Origin of the sequence: Dysgonomonas sp. 521 (assembly GCF_010501055.1) — a bacterium.
Taxonomy (GTDB): Bacteria; Bacteroidota; Bacteroidia; order Bacteroidales; family Dysgonomonadaceae; genus Dysgonomonas.
Genome location: NZ_QVMO01000006.1, coordinates 74,933 through 90,872, shown reverse-complemented (window position 1 = coordinate 90,872; position 15,940 = coordinate 74,933). Strand labels below are relative to the sequence as shown.

Below are 15,940 nucleotides of genomic sequence, written 5' to 3'. Positions count from 1 at the left end.
AGTTTGCTAAGAATTTGAGCGAATAATGTTATTTTTGCCATGAGAGGTTCGTTTTTTGTGTTGCACCTCAAAGGTAACTTTAAGGAACAGAAAACGAAAACCTCTCACTTTTTATTTAGGACGCTATTGATAATTTATATATTAAGATCCGGTTTAATTCACAATCACATCTTCAGCCATTGTATACATATCCGGCAAATCTTTTGAGAAAATGGATAAGTTATCATTATACATCTTCATAAAATCGGAGGAAGATGATTCCCCTTTGAACACAGAATAGTAGTGATAGCCTTCTCCATTCGGATCATATTTGTTACGCCACATAACAACCATGCTTACAGTGGTTCCGGTTTTGTAAGGGGCCATTATCTGCTTTGTCCAATAATCTGTCACTGCGGTTCCATTCAGGCGGATTCCTTCTATGCCTGTTTCTGTAACACCACAAGGCTTTTTCTTTTTGGCAGACAATGTTGTCAGCAATTGCATATTACGGCTCATAGTCGTTGCATTTACACCATTATAAATATCTGCTCCTAAAAAGTCTACATAATTATCCCCCGGATACCTGTAAAAATACTCTTGTTCAGTCCTCGGGCTTGGAGCATCCGGAGAAAAGGCATAGAGAAATTGTTTAACGTTTTTAGTATCGCGTAAATACTCTACCGTAAATCTCCAGAATTTAATGAATTCCTGATCGGTACAGTTCTTTCCTCCCCACCAGAACCAATCGCCATTATGCTCGTGATATGGCCGGAAGATGATAGGGATTGGTTTCCCGTTATTATCCTTTAAGGATAATGTGAAATCTGCCAGCCGGTCGAGCCAGGTTTTGTATTTGATATTGGCATCGCTGCCTTCTGTCAGTATCTTGGTTATGGGTTGACCCGTAACATCGTAGAAATCTTTCCCTGTCACCGGATTATATATATGTATGCACCCCATAATTACTTCACCTCGCGCATAGGCTTCTTTGATAGTACGTTTAATATTTTCTCCGTTGTTGCTGCCCTGGCTTCTATCGTCCATTATTTCTCCAAAGTCCATGCTAAAGACTGCGGGATAATCTCCGCAAATGTCTTTGGTGTCCGACCCTCCTTGCGCATTTTGCCATTTGCGTCCATATAACAGATCGTCGTGATGACCGAACATAAAACCTTTCTTTTGTATAGCCCAAAGATTGCTTAACAGAGCTTTAGTCTCTTGTGTTGCATTCTTATCCACTATCAACAGTTCTGTCTTATTTACTTCCGGCTCTTTTCCGCCTCCATTGTCATCATTATCATTGTCTCCGCAAGATCCAAACAAAAGGGAGCAACAAAGACTTAATATAGCTAAATTCATCTTATTCATTGTAATTGATGTCAGTTAATAGAATAAAACTTTGACTCTCAAGTTTTACAAGATATTTTCCTGTAATATTTATTCCGCTTTGAGCCGGTACAGGATGCCCGAACTCGTTTGTCTTGCGGTCATTTTCTTTATACAGATACATCTTTGCATCAGTCATGTCTTTCTCCAGTAATATTTCGATTGAGGCTTCTTCGTCACCGAAGTTTACCAATGCAATTGTATTTCCCAAGTCGGTTTTGGAAGCCACTGCTTTTACATGTTCGGGTAATTTACCATTGATCCGCAGGATATCGCTCCCGGCAGGGAAGTAGCGGCACATCAATGCCCATGTATAATACCAGGGACGTATCTCTTCCTGTGAAGGGTCGTTAAAGACTTCTTCGCCTAAGATATTCCACATACCCCATATTTTCACATCTTCGGTCTTGCCCGAATCCCAATTGCTATGCATCGCATCATCCAGCATCCATGCAGCAATACCCGAATATCCGGCATTCATTACTTCCATGCACAATAAGGGCATATCCAATCCATAAAAATAATCGTATACCAACATGTTGCAATCAGAACCTTTTGTAAACGGATGCCCTTCGACACGACGCTGATATTCTTTCCATAGAATCGAGTCGGCCTGTTGCATCTCTTCACTAATCAGCCAGTCCTGCGGAGGGTTGTGCCAGTATTTATAACCGGCCTCTCCTAATACGGTCTTCTTTCCTTTAGGAATCGCAGCCTTATGTTTAGCGAGAGTTTCGGCATAACTCCCCGATCGTACCTCACATTGTCCCGGATAAGCATGAATGTCATAAATACCTACTAAAGAATCAACATCTGAGGCTGTCTTTTCCAGCCATCCGATAGCATCAATCCCACTTGCTGGGTTCTTGTAATTAATTACAGCATCAGGAGCTGCAAATGTCACTTTGTTCAATGCAGGATATTCTTTCATTTTATCAGCAAAACGGAGCAATATAGATTTCCATAATTCGTAATCGCCGTTGGTTGAAGCCCAGTTCCCGTCCGGTTCGTTGAAGATGGCAAAGTATTTAATGCAGTTGAATCCTAAGTCATCCACTAGATAATTCAAATAATCGACAGACATATCTATCCAGCGTTGGTCATCTTTCATATCCCATGTGGGCGGGTTATATTCTCCATACATGACAGTAATATCGTTATCGGTGCAATAGCGGAGAAGTTTAGAAATAGAGTGGATATTTCTCTCCTTATCATATTTCCCTGTAGCGGGGTCATAATAACGGAAAGGGCTATTTATCATGCAGCGAACATAGCCCATGCGCATAAAGTCAAGCCTTTTGAACAATTTTTGCCAGTCCTCCTCGGAGATTGATACACCCCACGCTTCAGCTTCATCATACGGATCCCATTCTACTCCGTTGCCCAGATAACCGGCATTAATCACTTCGGATGTCACTTCAAGCCTGACAGTATTACTATTCCGGCAACTCGAACACATACACATGCATATTAATACCAATATAAGAGACTTTATCGTATATTTCATTCTCAATCAATTTTATTCACTAAGATAAAGAATTTGCGGGGATTGAGTACAACTTTAGCGTAAACACTGTATTCTGAGAAATAATCCCACGCTAACGGATATGTAAACGAGAAGGCATGTTCGGGAATGGTAATATTTACATCATTTGCACTGCTCGCATCCAAATCAGATAGTTGAATAGTGCCGGCACTTTCAAAAGCTGCCACATATTCTTTACCAGCCTCATCTGTAAATGTTACTGTGCCAGCCGAATAATTACGAATCCATTTGCTTGTGCCTTTTGGTATTTTCCGATAGGTATCTGTCATATCAACATCCACGCCGGGATTTTTCCCGTTTTGACTGCCTGCAAATACAAAATCCGCATATTTTCCGTCGGCTCCTGCACTATGTACACAAGTGCCATAGGTGTTTCCGGAGTTGTCGGCACCTTCTAATGTGAGGGTCAGGGTGTTGTCGTATTCAGCTCCAGGATTGTTTTTTCCATCGGCCCAATAGTCATTATCAGCACCAAAAGTAAGTAATCCTGTCCGCCACCAAGAATCTTCTACACCGCCGTATAAAGCCATGGAAGATATGCTCCAAGTGCCGACGAGAGACTCATCAAATTCATTCATATAAACGGTATAGATCCGGTCTTTTCCCGTAGGAGAAGTAACAGTAATATTTGCAGACCTGCCTGCATTATTGAAATCCAATGCTGTCCCGGTCTGAATCGAAACCTTACCCTGATAAGATATATCCAGCTTTTCGATTTCTACTTTAGAAAGGTCTGTTACCGCAGCCATATTTGCAGAAAACTCGATCCTGCCTGTTTCCGAATCTGTATTTTCAATTACAGCATTTCCTATCTGACCTTTGAACTTAATGTCAATTACTGAGCGTTCATTGTTCCACCCTCCTTCTTCAATATCATTGAGAGGATCTTTCTGGCAACTTTGTAATATAAGAAGCGCAGATACAATAAAAGTTAATTTTATAATTGTTCTCATATCTTTTTAGCCTTATTTATTAATACTATTATTCAGATCGATTTCTGCTTGAGGAATCGGATAAAATGTCGACTGTTCGGCGCTCAGGCCGGCAGTTTCCGGGATACCGGATATGCGGTTCCACCTTCTGATGTCATACATCCGGTCTCCTTCGAACGCCATTTCATATTTACGCTCCTCGTATATCTTTTCACGGAAATCGGCTTTGTTCAGATTCGGTTGTAAGTTTCCTAATCCGGCTCTGTTGCGGATATAATTAACCAAATTATAAGACTCGGCTGTCGGTCCGGCTGCTTCTGCATATACCAGAGCAATATCGCTATATCTGATGAGGTAAGGGCGAGTACTGGTTTTGTCGGCAATAAACTGAGGGTCGATATATTTTCTGCTGAATGGGTATTTTACTCCATTATCAGGCCAACTGGCTTTCAAAGACCCATCTTCATTATAAACTTTATCTACTATAAGCTGTGTTTTACGTTTATCAGCAGGGGCGAAACTGTTGTAAAAATCTATTTCAGTTTGATATTCTTCCCAACCATCGTGTGTAGGGATATACTTGTTTTCATCTCCTTGTTTGAGATATACTTTAGCTCCTTCCATATAAGGAATAAACATCTTGGATATTTTTGAATATTCACCTTCTTCTACTCCTGAACGATCCATACCCATGATAAATATTTTTTCTTTGCCACGCGCATTTTCTACATCGTACAAGTCTATCAGGTTATCTTCAAAACCATAAGTACTTTGTTTAGTCATCACTTCATTGGCATAATGAGCAGCTTTGGAATACATGTCATCCACATTTTTATTCATTGCCCCATAAAGTAATACATTGTTTTCTTTAGCCGAAGCTATATACAAATACACTTTTGCCAGTAAAGCTTCAGCCGCTACCCTATCTACACGCCCAATCTTAGGAGTGGAGTAAACCGTATTTTTGAGGTAATTGATTGATGTTTCACAGTCTGAAATAATTAAGTCATACACTTCGTCTAAATCCTGAGCTAAAGGCGAATTTGTTTGCTCCAATGTTTCCACTACAGTGCTATGGATAGGAACCAAACCGAAATTTCTTACAAGAGAAAAATAATTATAAGCACGAAGGAAATGGGCTTCGCCCAGAAACTGATCCTTATAGGACTGGTCAAATTCTCCATCGGGCACGTTTTTAATTACAGCATTCGCGCGATTAATGCCAACATAAGAATACTGGAAAAAATGCTCAAGGGTTCCATTTGTATTAAAATTTGCAACGTTCCATTCATTCAGATTGCGGTTATCCACACCGGCATCAGATTTTGTTGTCATTTCCTCGGTAGGCATATCTCCGAGAAAGAATATCGAGCGTGAATATTCAATATAAGTCATTGCTCCATAAGCATAGCGTAATGCCGATTCAGCATCATTTGCCGTTTTATAGAAATTACTTTCAGAATAAAATCCATAAGGTTTTTCAGTAAGGTCGCATGCACTGAAAATAAATACACTTAGTATAATTAATGATTTAAATATATTTTTCATGTCTGTCTGGTTTTAGAAAGTTAAATTCAATCCGAAAGTCCATTTTCTGAGTCGAGGATAGCCCCCGTAATAAACGCCCATCTGATCAACTTCGGGATCGTAACCGTCGAATTTCGTAAATGTATATAGATTTGAAACATTCATATACACTCTCAGTTTGGATGCAAAAACTTTTTGTTTAGGCAGGTTGAATGTATAGCCGACACTTACGTCCTGAATGCGAAGGAATGAACCATCTTGTACCCACCAGTCAGATATTCTGGTCTGCCGTCCTTCTCTCAGGCGAGGGTATTTGTTGGTCGGATTATCAGGAGTCCAACGTAAAGGCGATGTACTCGGTTCTCCCCATGCTTTTGTATTCAAAACATCATTTCCAACTACGGCATTCAAGAAAATTGAAGCATCCAGGTTTTTCCAGCGTGCGCTTAAATTAAGGCTGGCGATAAAGTCCGGATTAGGATCTCCAATCACTACTTTGTCCAATTCGGTAATGGCACCATCACCATCAATGTCAATATACTTAAACTCGCCGGGCTGTGCATAATCACCTGATAAACCGGCATCGAGGCCTTCTTGTAATGATTGCACTATACCGTCTACCTTATATCCGTAAAAGACATTGATTGGCTGGCCAATAGCCAGAATATTGGTGTAGTCACGATACATCTCCAGATTGTTCCCGAAATATTCGAACTGAAGGCCTGAAAAATCATTGGTTTTCAATCCGGACTGCACACTGTTACCCAAGCTTTTTACCTTATTACGGTTTCTCGAGAACATAAGCGTACCCGAAACATCCCAGTCTTTATTATTGTATATATCTCCTGCAACTGTAACTTCGAAACCGCGATTTTGAATTTCCCCATCATTCACCCACATTTTTTGATAACTGGAAGAAATAGGAAGATTTCTTTCACGCAAAAGGTCTTTGGTTTGTTTATCATAGTAGTCTAATGTCAGACGCAATCTGCGGTTAAAGAATGCCATATCCAGACCAAAGTCTACTTGTGCTGTAGTTTCCCATTTCAAATCAGGGTTGGGGATACCCGCCCAAATACGATAGAGATAATCTCCAATCCATCCGGAAACATAACCCGGACCGATTGTTGTTGTCCATGCCCCATCATCATAATATTTAGATGTACTGTATCTGCTTAAGGTCTGATAAGATCCAATTCCCTGATTCCCTGATACACCATAGCTGATTCGGAATTTTAATTCATCAAAGATATTTAGGTTCTTTATGAAATCCTCTTCCTGCGCTTTCCAGCTTAATGCACCTGATGGGAAATATGCCCATTTGTTATTCTCCCCAAACTTGGATGAACCATCTGCCCGGAAGGTAAATGTTGCCAGATATTTATTATCATAAGTATAATTGATACGACCCATACCTGAAACGAGCTTGGATTCTCCAAAGCCATTACCGATTCCATTTTTTTCAGGATCGCCGGCACCCATATTTTCATTATTTAGTGCTTCATTCACAAAACCGTTTGCAGTTAAGCTTGAGGATCTCTCTTTATAATATTCGTAGGAGTGTCCTGCCATAATACCTAACTCGTGCTTTTCATTAATAGTCCTGTTGAAGTTGAGATAGTTTTCTGTTACAAAATTTTGACTTTCCCAATTGCTGATAACACCACGTCCATCATTATCTGTACCCGGTTTAGTATAGGTTTTCGGATAATATTGATCTGTTGTGGATTTTCCGTATTTATAATTAACTTGTGACGTAAACTTCAATCCATCAATAATATCCCATTCTAATGCTCCTGATGTCATCATATCCAGCATATCAACTTTGTTCTTTACCATTTTGCTGATAGCCACCGGGTTTTCATAATCGAGTTCACTTGCTTTAAAGTAGCTCCCATCTTCATTGTAAACCGGGTAGATCGGGTTTCGCCAATATGCAAGACCGCCATTATTATCCCTGTTTCCCTTGTACAGAATATTTGAGACCTTCACCTTTACGTTAGAAAACAGATTATGGTTTATCCCAAGGTTATATCCGAATTTGGAATAATCATCGTCTATGTATATCCCTTGTTCATCATAATAGTTGGCACTCAGGTTAAAGCTAGTTCTTTCTGTCGAACTATTGATTTGTACCGTAGTATTGTTGGACACCGGTGTTCCTCTAAAAACGATGTCATCCCATTTGGTGTTCGTTTTCCAGGTAGTTTGCAACTCGCTGATAGATGGATAATATGTTCCGGTAGAATTAGTGGCTCCAATATATAAAGGATCCCATCCTGCATTTGTATAAGCCTCATTACTAAGGGTAGCCATAAGTACAGGATCTCTCCAAAGATTAAACTTTGATGTAAATTGAGACAAGGTAGTCTGTTGTCTGATGTTGATTTCAGTTTTTCCTGTTTTCGCCTGTCTGGTTGTTACAATGATTACGCCATTCGCACCGCGAGAACCGTATATAGCCGAAGCTGAAGCATCTTTTAAGATTTCCATTGAAACAATATCTTGTGTATTGATTTGTTTCAAATCACCGGCATCACCAAGCGGAAAACCATCAACAACTATTAGTGGAGAATTTGATCCTCTCAATGAGCTACCACCACGAATACGAACTGTTGCCCCCGCACCTGGGTCTTGGGAAGAATTGATAATCTGCAATCCTGCTGCCCGGCCTTGCAAGAGACCTTCAACTGAGTTAGCAGGAATATCTTTGATTGCATCGGCTTTGATGCTGGCTACCGATCCCGTCAAGTCACTCTTTTTTACCGAGCCGTAACCTATTACGACTGTTTCACCAAGCAAAATAGCATCGTCTTGCATAGTTACATCAATCGTAGTCCGGTTGTTAATGGCAATTTGCTGCTTTGTCATCCCAACACTGGAGAATTCTAATGTTCCATTTGATGGAATATTTGGCAAAGAGTATTTACCATCTATATCTGTAATGGTTCCTGTATGTACATCAGCATTCTTAAGCACGACAGACACCCCGATAAGAGGTTCTCCTTTTGTATCTGTAACAGTCCCGGAGACTGTTATTTTTCCAGGATCCTGAGTTATGGCACCCTGTGCCGTACAAAAACTACCCAACAAAAAACATATAAAAAATATGTTGAGGGATAGAAGACCCATAGACATTTTCTTGGTTTTTGGTTTCTTCATGTGATTAGCTTTATTAAATATTATTTTATAACTTGTTAACAAAACAAAAGTATAGGGAAACAATGAATAAAAATTTACCAATCCTGCTGATTCGTTATACTTTTTTGAATGTTTTGATAAAATCATGGATATTGCAGGTTGCAACACCTATATATTTATCAGCGCCTCCGTAATACACATATAATGTGTCGTCTACAATTACGTTTCCTGTCGGAAACACGCAACCCTTGTAGTATCCTTCAATCTCATAATCATATTCCGGTTCAAGGATGAAATCCGGAGCTTTCGATATTATCTTTAATGGATTTTCCAGATCGAGAAGGATAGCACCCGCCCTATAATAACCTAAACCTCCATTTTCAACGCCATGATAGATAACTAACCAACCATACTCTGTTTTCAAAGGCGGGGTACTTCCTCCTATTTTTTCTTCCCATGTACCTTCAATACCGGTTAAAAGCAAATGGCTTTCTTTATCTTCCCAGTCTAAAAGATCATCTGAAAATTTAAGCCAGATAGAAGGATACTTTACTCCGTATCTCTCTCCTATATATTGCTTTGGCCGATGCATGAGTACATATTGACCGTTTATTTTTTCAGGGAAAATTATTACATCCCTGTCATCCAGAACAGGCGAAGTTAAACGTCCTAAACGTCTGAAGTTCTTAAAATCAGTAGTAACCGCAAGCCCTGTATTACCCAGATTTTTAGCAATGGCGGCAGGAGCATCTGCACCGACTTTAGGAATTTTTACCACATCATGTGCAAATTTCCAGTATTGTCCCGGAGGGAATGGGCGGTATGCATAAGTTACATAATATTCATTATCGAATTTTACGATACGCGGGTCTTCTACGCACCCCGAGTCGAAATTATTCACACCCGGGCCGAAAACCGGTTGCTCTGAGGCTCTTTCGAAATGAAAACCATCTTTACTTGTGGCCAATCCCAAGCGGATAACATGTTCGTCATCGTTTCCGGCAGCACGGTAAAGCATGTAAAATATTCCGTTGTCATAGTATACTCCCGGGTTGCATGTCACTAATGATTCCCAGTCATTTTTTTCATCGGGAGACACAATGGGGTTTCCCTGAAATTTTTTTAATTTCATCGTATTAAGTTTTATTATATTGTTTTTCAGTTGATTGCTAGCTGAATGCTACCCAAAGAAGTGCGCTTAGACCCAATAGAAGGATGGCCCATCCCAGATAACTTTTATACCAGGCATTCCCTCTCAGGTCTTTAAATTCTGTAATCAGGTCATTCTTCCTGAAAGTAGTGTCTGCAAGTTTTTCATTGGTAGGCGCCGGACTCATCAGGCTGGTAAAATACATAATCAACATACTGGCACTAAGCAGGAAAGGAACAACTAGCAGGAAGTGCATATCTCCGAAAATCTCTTGACGGAAGAAAAGCATCAGCACTGCTATCGCCAACCCGCTAATCAACCCGATGAAAGTACCGTTCCCATTGACCCTCTTGCTGAAAATACCCAGAAGGAAAGCTGCCACTATCGGAGGCGAGATGTAGGAAAGCATCTCCTGATAGTATTTTAATAATGAGCCGAATTTACCGATTTGTGGAGCCCATATTGCAGCCAGAATAATGATAACCAGTGAAGCTATTTTTCCCACCCTTACCAGTTTCTTTGAATCGGCATTTTTGTTGAAGTGAGAGTAAAAGTCCATTGTGAATAAGGTAGATGTGGAATTCAGAATGGCACTCAAGGCTGATGTCAATGCCGATAACAATGCCGCTAATATGATAGCCAGCAAACCGACTGGCATTAAGTTGATTACCATGGTCGGATATACCATATCCGGACGGTCGAGTCCCGGGAATAATCCTCTGGCAATAAGTCCGGGTATGGCTATTATAAACAAAGTTGCCATTGTTAAAAATCCATTCAGCATAACGCCTTTCCGTCCTTCATCTACAGTTTTGGCGCTTAACACCCGTTGAACCATCGTCTGGTTATTCGCCCAGAAATAAATCCCTAAAATCGGCATACCTACTATCAGTCCAAGCCACGGGGTGGCCGGATCATCCATTGGACGAATAAGTTTTGCCAGAATATCTCCGTTCTTATACAGATCGATAAAGCAATCTCCACCCTGCTGGAAACAGAAGATGGTGAGTATTACCGAACCTATAATCAGTATAATTGCCTGTATCAGTTCCGTTTTTATCACCGATGATAATCCTCCGGGAATAGTGTATGAGGCTGCTATAGCTGCAAATATGATGATAATTAACTGTAAATCAGCAGCCGGATATATCAGCTTAATAATCAATGCCGCAGCATACAATGCTCCTGCTGCATCTAAAAATATATTGCCGATAATACAAATCGCTGAAAAATAAAAACGGGAGCGTTTATCGAAGCGTTTTTCTAAAAATTCGGGAATTGTAAAAACTTTAGACCTTATATATAGTGGCAGTAAAAATACTGCAAAGAAGACCATGACGACTATCCCGGTCAGGTTGTAGTTGAAAACGGCAAGTCCTGTATCATAAGCATCTCCCGACTGACCAATTAAGGTCGTGCTGGATATACTTGCAGCAAATAAAGACAAGCCGACAATCCACCAGGGCATTGACCGCCCGGCAAGAAAGTAAGATTGGGAATCCGAACTTTTCCCATTTTTAAGCCCCCACCATATTATAAATATAATGTATAAGACTACTATAATTAAATCGATTGTGCTGATTGAAAAATTTTCCATGAGTATTGATTTATATTCATGTTACAAAAGTATGCGTTAAGTTGTATTAATAATTATACAATCCTATTGAAATGTTATACTTTTTTGAATTAACTATTGCTTTTTTTATTTTATTTCTAAATTTGTATATGATATCACATATATAATAACTTTCATTATGCGAGAGATTCAAAAAGAGATTACACCATTGTCAGATAATGATTTATTCATTGTTCTGAATCATCCGTCTGCCAAATTCGATTATCCGGTGCACCATCATTCCGATTATGAAATTAATCTGGTAATTGATACATATGGGAAACGTATAGTTGGAGATTCCGAAGAAGAATTCTCTACTCTGGATTTGGTAATGATAGGCCCTAATATTCCTCATGCCTGGCAAGGGGAAATAGTAGAGGGAAACCATGTGGTAACTATCCAGTTTTCCGAAAAACTACTGAATTTTCCAATACTGGAGAAAAGATTGTTTTCGCAGATAAAAGGTTTACTCTATGAAGCTCAACGCGGTATATGCTTTTCGGAGAAAACCCGGCTGGATATGAAAGACCGTATATTAAAATTAACCAAGATGCAGGGCTTTCAGACAGTATTGGAGTTCTTTTCTATTCTTCACGACCTTTCTATTTCTGACAGGAGTGTATTAATGGATAACGGATACGATTCGCAAGCAATTGTCCGCGTTTCCAAAAGCCGTCGGATCGCTAAAGTATGTGATTATATTGAAAAGAATTATGAGAATCAGATTAAGTTAAGTGAAGTAGCTGAAATGGTAAACATGTCGGAATCAGCATTCAGCCATTTTTTCAAAAAGAAAACCCGCTGTACGTTTATCGATTATGTTATTAACCTACGGGTTGCTAAAGCCTGCCAGATGCTATCGGAAACTACACATTCTATAGCGGAAATCTGTTTTCTATGCGGTTTCAACAATCTGTCTAATTTCATTCGTATTTTCAAAAAGAAGAAAGGTTCAACCCCCAGCGAGTACCGTACATTGATTGAGCAAATGCTGATCAAATATTAATTCATTTGCTTTTGTCATTGTTGAACCTGTAATAAAAATTTTCGCTAAATTTTAAACAGTTTCTTAGTAACCGTTAGGAAATTTCTCGTTCTGATTTTTAGAATTGTTTTTGAGATAATTTTTATTTCCACGAAGCGATAGTAGCGGGCTACTTGAGCTGAGTGAAAGAGAAAATTAGCCGAAAACAAGCTAAAAATGAACGAAGAACTCTTAACCTTTCTCTTATGAAAAAGAATTCGTGAAATTTCCTAACAGTTACTTAGTAGTATTATTTCTTTTATTGTTTTAGAAGATAGAAATAATATTCAGTGTAAGTTTGATAATAAGCACATTACATGACTGATGATTGTGAACCATGATGTAAACCGAAAAAACGGCTCAAGCAAAAATGCGACAAAAATAAGGGCAGGAAAATATTCCCTACCCTTGATTTTAATAGCTTTTATATGAAGATTCGCAGCCTACTTCGGCAAGTTGAAAGCAGCTCTCAAAGCTTCCATATCTTTCATACTTGTACCTTCCGGCTCAAAACCCATCGATTTGGCTGTAAGATAAATCTGTGCCGATTTTGACAAGGTATCTACCATATCGAAGGCTTCCATGATATTCTCGCTCACAGAGCAAACACCATGTTTTTCCCACATCACCACATCATATTCTTTCAGCATCTCCACTGTAGCATCGGCCAGTTCCATCGAACTAGGCATTTTGTAAGGGATAATGCCAAGCCCTTTCGGGCAGAAAGCACGCGTTTCAGGAATCATACTCCATAGCAGATAGGTAAGTTTATCCTTTTCGAGGAAAGCGGGATTGTGCGTCATTGCAATCAGGTCGATAGGATGTGTATGCAATGCTGCCTTGTATCCCGAACCTATGCTTATCTGATAATTATGCATAGATAAATGCGATGGCAATTCTGATGTAGGTTTCACCGGATTGTCGGCTATAATCACGTAGCTGGCGCAATCGTCCAGTATACGAATCACCGAACCGTTGTCCATAGGCCAGCGTGCCAGGTCGCGCATACGTCTGTTTGTCCCTTTGCAGAAGAAATAACATCCTTTCAGATAAGTAAGCGGTTTTCCTATTTGGAATACTTCGCTGATAGGCTTCATGGCTTTTATTTCATCATCCACTACGTCGGTAATGTTGATGGTGATGTTACCGCCATTGCGTTCGGCCCATCCTTTTTGCCATAGATATCCGGCTACTTCGGCTACATCGTTTACCCGTTTGGCCAGTTCCGGACGTCCATCTAATATTGATTTCATTTTTTTACAATTAGCCTCTCCCGTCCTCCCCAAAGGGGAGGCTGTAAGAGAGTATTTTTAATTAATTCTTTTGTTCTTTATCTAAATCCCCCCTTTGGGGGCTAGGGGGCCTATTTCAATATTTGTGGTAAAATTATAGAAATAATCAGTACTGCCAATCCGGTAATCAGTACAGCGATTGTCTTTTGTCCCGATCCTTTCCATTCCTTCAGTATGATTCCCCATAAGTTGCTGAATATTACATTCAACGACATCAGGATACTCCACGAGAAAGCCATCATGACACTACCCGGTTCGAAGAAACTTTGCCCAATACCCAGCCCAAAAAACTGGGAATACCAAAGTAATCCGGCCAAAGCACAGAATATAAGGTTGTTTACCCAAGTAGAAGCCGATGCTGTCGTATAATCGCTAAATGTCTTATTCTTATAATTCTGGAAAAGGCAATAACATGCATTCGTAATAAAACCTCCGATTGTTACCAACAATATGACAGGATTCAGCACCAGAAGCTCATTAGCCCCAAGGCTGGCCAGATGTGCTTTGATAGGTGCACCGGCTTCGAGCCCCAGATTGAAACAGGCACTCATTACCCCTGCGAGCAATGCTATAAGAATACCTTTTTTCAAGGCAAAATCTTTCACGGCCTTTTTCTTCTCTTCTTCCGACATATTTTGCGATTTCAACGCACCTGCATAACCGATAATGGCAATACCCGCAATGGCGATACTTACGCCTATAAGCAGTATAAGCCCGTCGCCGGAGAACAGGTCCTGACCGCCTAAGATAGCCGGAATCAGCGTCCCGAAAGCAGAACACGTTCCCAACGATAAAGACTGCCCCAGAGCAACGCCAAGATAACGCATGCTAAGCCCGAAGGTTAAACCTCCGATACCCCAGAGAACACCGAAGCCAATGGCTTTCCACATTCCGTCTCCTGCGGCCGACCAAACATCTATTAAGGATACGCCAGACGGAAGAGCAATCAATGCACCCAAAAGAGGGAACAACAGCCATGCGAAGATACCTTGTATCAGCCAAAAGCATTCCCACGACCAATTTTTGACTTTATTGATTGGCACATAAGAACTCGATTGTCCGAGGCTCCCTATGGCGATAATAATTAATCCTATGATTGTATTCATGTTTTTAATTATGAGTTATAAATTATGAATTACAAACTATGCGGTTTATAAGGAGAAACCATTCATAATTAGTTTTTTAGAACGCTTTATGGTATAGTTCCTCTATATCTTTCACCGAAGCAGGACGGGGATTACCTCCTGCGCATACATCGTTGAATGCTGCCACAGCCAGTTCTGGTATATCTTCTTCTTTTACACCTATTTCGTGTAGTTTCTGAGGAATGCCAACGCTCAGCGACAGTTGTTTAACTGCATCTATCGCTGCTTTTATCCCATTCTCCACACTCATAGATTCAGTGCCTTCTACACCAAAAGCCTTTGCAATATCTTTATACTTAGGCGCCGCTGGAGAATCGGCGTTATACTCCATCACATAAGGAAGCAATAAGGCGTTGGCTACACCATGAGGCGTATCATAGAATGCACCAAGAGGGTGTGCCATTGAGTGTACAATGCCCAGTCCTACATTAGAAAATCCCATACCTGCCACATATTGCGCAAGTGCCATTCCTTCGCGGGCTGTTTGGTCTTTCGGGCTGTCAACTGCATTTTTCAGATGCAGGTGTACCAGTTCCATCGCTTTGTATTCGAACATATCCGACATTTCCCAAGCTCCCGGAGTAATGAACGACTCTATAGCATGCGTAAGCGCATCCATCCCTGTTGCAGCAGTAAGCCCTTTGGGCATAGAGTACATCAGTTCGGGGTCGATAATGGCAACCACAGGTATATCGTTAGGGTCGACGCATACCATTTTCTTTTTCGACTTTTCGTCGGTAATTACATAATTGATCGTTACTTCGGCCGCTGTTCCTGCTGTCGTAGGCAAAGCAATCACAGGCACAGATTTATTCTTTGTGTCGGCAACACCTTCTAATGATACGATATCATAAAATTCAGGATTGGCCGCAACAATGCCTATCCCTTTGGCTGTATCTATTGCCGAGCCGCCTCCCAAAGCGAGGATAAAATCGGCTCCCGACTTCTTGAAGGCATCTACACCATCCTGTACGTTTTTTACAGAAGGATTAGCTTTCAGTTCGCTGAATACTTCGTATGGAGTTGCCGAATGGTTGAGTACTTTCTCTATTTCGGCTGCTACACCGAATTTAATCAAGTCTTTATCTGTTACAAAGAAGGCTTTCTTAAATCCTCTCCGTCTTATTTCGATAGCAATTTCGGAGCGGGAACCCGCTCCGTGATATGATGTTTCGTTTAATATTATCCTATTTGCCATAG

The 15,940-nt window shown here is 40.4% G+C and carries 11 protein-coding genes; 1 reads left to right on the top strand and 10 read right to left on the bottom strand.

What is annotated here, in order from left to right; genetic code table 11:
* Nucleotides 1-153 precede the first annotated feature (153 nt).
* The 7 genes from D0T84_RS03525 to D0T84_RS03495 form a co-directional block, all read right to left on the bottom strand.
* Entirely contained in the window at nt 154-1,350 is a 1,197-nt protein-coding gene (locus D0T84_RS03525) for a glycoside hydrolase family 26 protein (RefSeq protein WP_255495157.1), read from the bottom strand.
* Complete coding sequence (locus D0T84_RS03520; protein WP_185155678.1) at nt 1,343-2,875, bottom strand: hypothetical protein; 1,533 nt, start codon at nt 2,873-2,875, stop codon at nt 1,343-1,345. Before D0T84_RS03520 ends, D0T84_RS03525 begins: the two co-directional genes overlap by 8 nt.
* Nucleotides 2,876-2,877: 2 nt before the next feature.
* On the bottom strand, nt 2,878-3,867 hold the full coding sequence (locus D0T84_RS03515; protein ID WP_163306086.1) for a hypothetical protein: 990 nt from the start codon (nt 3,865-3,867) through the stop codon (nt 2,878-2,880).
* Nucleotides 3,868-3,879: 12 nt separating this feature from the next.
* On the bottom strand, nt 3,880-5,394 hold the full coding sequence (locus D0T84_RS03510) for a RagB/SusD family nutrient uptake outer membrane protein (RefSeq protein ID WP_163306084.1): 1,515 nt from the start codon (nt 5,392-5,394) through the stop codon (nt 3,880-3,882).
* 12 nt (nt 5,395-5,406) lie between these two features.
* Nucleotides 5,407-8,535 (bottom strand): TonB-dependent receptor, encoded by a 3,129-nt coding sequence (locus tag D0T84_RS03505; RefSeq protein ID WP_163306082.1) that lies wholly within the window; start codon nt 8,533-8,535, stop codon nt 5,407-5,409.
* Between the two features lie 94 nt (nt 8,536-8,629).
* Nucleotides 8,630-9,646 (bottom strand): glycosidase, encoded by a 1,017-nt coding sequence (locus D0T84_RS03500; protein WP_163306080.1) that lies wholly within the window; start codon nt 9,644-9,646, stop codon nt 8,630-8,632.
* Between the two features lie 37 nt (nt 9,647-9,683).
* Entirely contained in the window at nt 9,684-11,261 is a 1,578-nt protein-coding gene (locus D0T84_RS03495) for a sodium/solute symporter (protein WP_163306078.1), read from the bottom strand.
* Nucleotides 11,262-11,418: 157 nt separating this feature from the next.
* Between D0T84_RS03495 and D0T84_RS03490 the strand changes: the two genes are divergently transcribed.
* Entirely contained in the window at nt 11,419-12,285 is an 867-nt protein-coding gene (locus D0T84_RS03490) for an AraC family transcriptional regulator (RefSeq protein WP_163306076.1), read from the top strand.
* Nucleotides 12,286-12,746: 461 nt separating this feature from the next.
* Here D0T84_RS03490 and rhaD read toward each other — a convergent pair whose 3' ends face one another.
* From rhaD to fucO, 3 genes are all read right to left on the bottom strand, one after another.
* On the bottom strand, nt 12,747-13,556 hold the full coding sequence (rhaD, locus tag D0T84_RS03485) for a rhamnulose-1-phosphate aldolase (protein WP_163306074.1): 810 nt from the start codon (nt 13,554-13,556) through the stop codon (nt 12,747-12,749).
* 110 nt (nt 13,557-13,666) lie between these two features.
* A complete protein-coding gene (rhaT, locus tag D0T84_RS03480) occupies nt 13,667-14,701 on the bottom strand; it encodes an L-rhamnose/proton symporter RhaT (RefSeq protein ID WP_163306072.1) in 1,035 nt (344 codons plus the stop codon).
* Nucleotides 14,702-14,777: 76 nt separating this feature from the next.
* Nucleotides 14,778-15,938, bottom strand: a complete 1,161-nt coding sequence (gene fucO, locus D0T84_RS03475) for a lactaldehyde reductase (protein WP_163306070.1) — start codon at nt 15,936-15,938, stop codon at nt 14,778-14,780.
* Nucleotides 15,939-15,940: the final 2 nt, after the last annotated feature.

Excerpts from the sequence above, each read along its gene's own strand:
- D0T84_RS03510 (WP_163306084.1), bottom strand. The coding sequence starts at position 5,394 with ATGAAAAATATATTTAAATCATTAATTATACTAAGTGTATTTATTTTC.
- D0T84_RS03500 (WP_163306080.1), bottom strand. The coding sequence starts at position 9,646 with ATGAAATTAAAAAAATTTCAGGGAAACCCCATTGTGTCTCCCGATGAA.
- D0T84_RS03490 (WP_163306076.1), top strand. The coding sequence starts at position 11,419 with ATGCGAGAGATTCAAAAAGAGATTACACCATTGTCAGATAATGATTTA.
- fucO (WP_163306070.1), bottom strand. The coding sequence starts at position 15,938 with ATGGCAAATAGGATAATATTAAACGAAACATCATATCACGGAGCGGGT.
- rhaT (WP_163306072.1), bottom strand. The coding sequence starts at position 14,701 with ATGAATACAATCATAGGATTAATTATTATCGCCATAGGGAGCCTCGGA.
- D0T84_RS03525 (WP_255495157.1), bottom strand. The coding sequence starts at position 1,350 with ATGAATAAGATGAATTTAGCTATATTAAGTCTTTGTTGCTCCCTTTTG.
- D0T84_RS03505 (WP_163306082.1), bottom strand. The coding sequence starts at position 8,535 with ATGAAGAAACCAAAAACCAAGAAAATGTCTATGGGTCTTCTATCCCTC.
- rhaD (WP_163306074.1), bottom strand. The coding sequence starts at position 13,556 with ATGAAATCAATATTAGATGGACGTCCGGAACTGGCCAAACGGGTAAAC.
- D0T84_RS03495 (WP_163306078.1), bottom strand. The coding sequence starts at position 11,261 with ATGGAAAATTTTTCAATCAGCACAATCGATTTAATTATAGTAGTCTTA.
- D0T84_RS03520 (WP_185155678.1), bottom strand. The coding sequence starts at position 2,875 with ATGAAATATACGATAAAGTCTCTTATATTGGTATTAATATGCATGTGT.
- D0T84_RS03515 (WP_163306086.1), bottom strand. The coding sequence starts at position 3,867 with ATGAGAACAATTATAAAATTAACTTTTATTGTATCTGCGCTTCTTATA.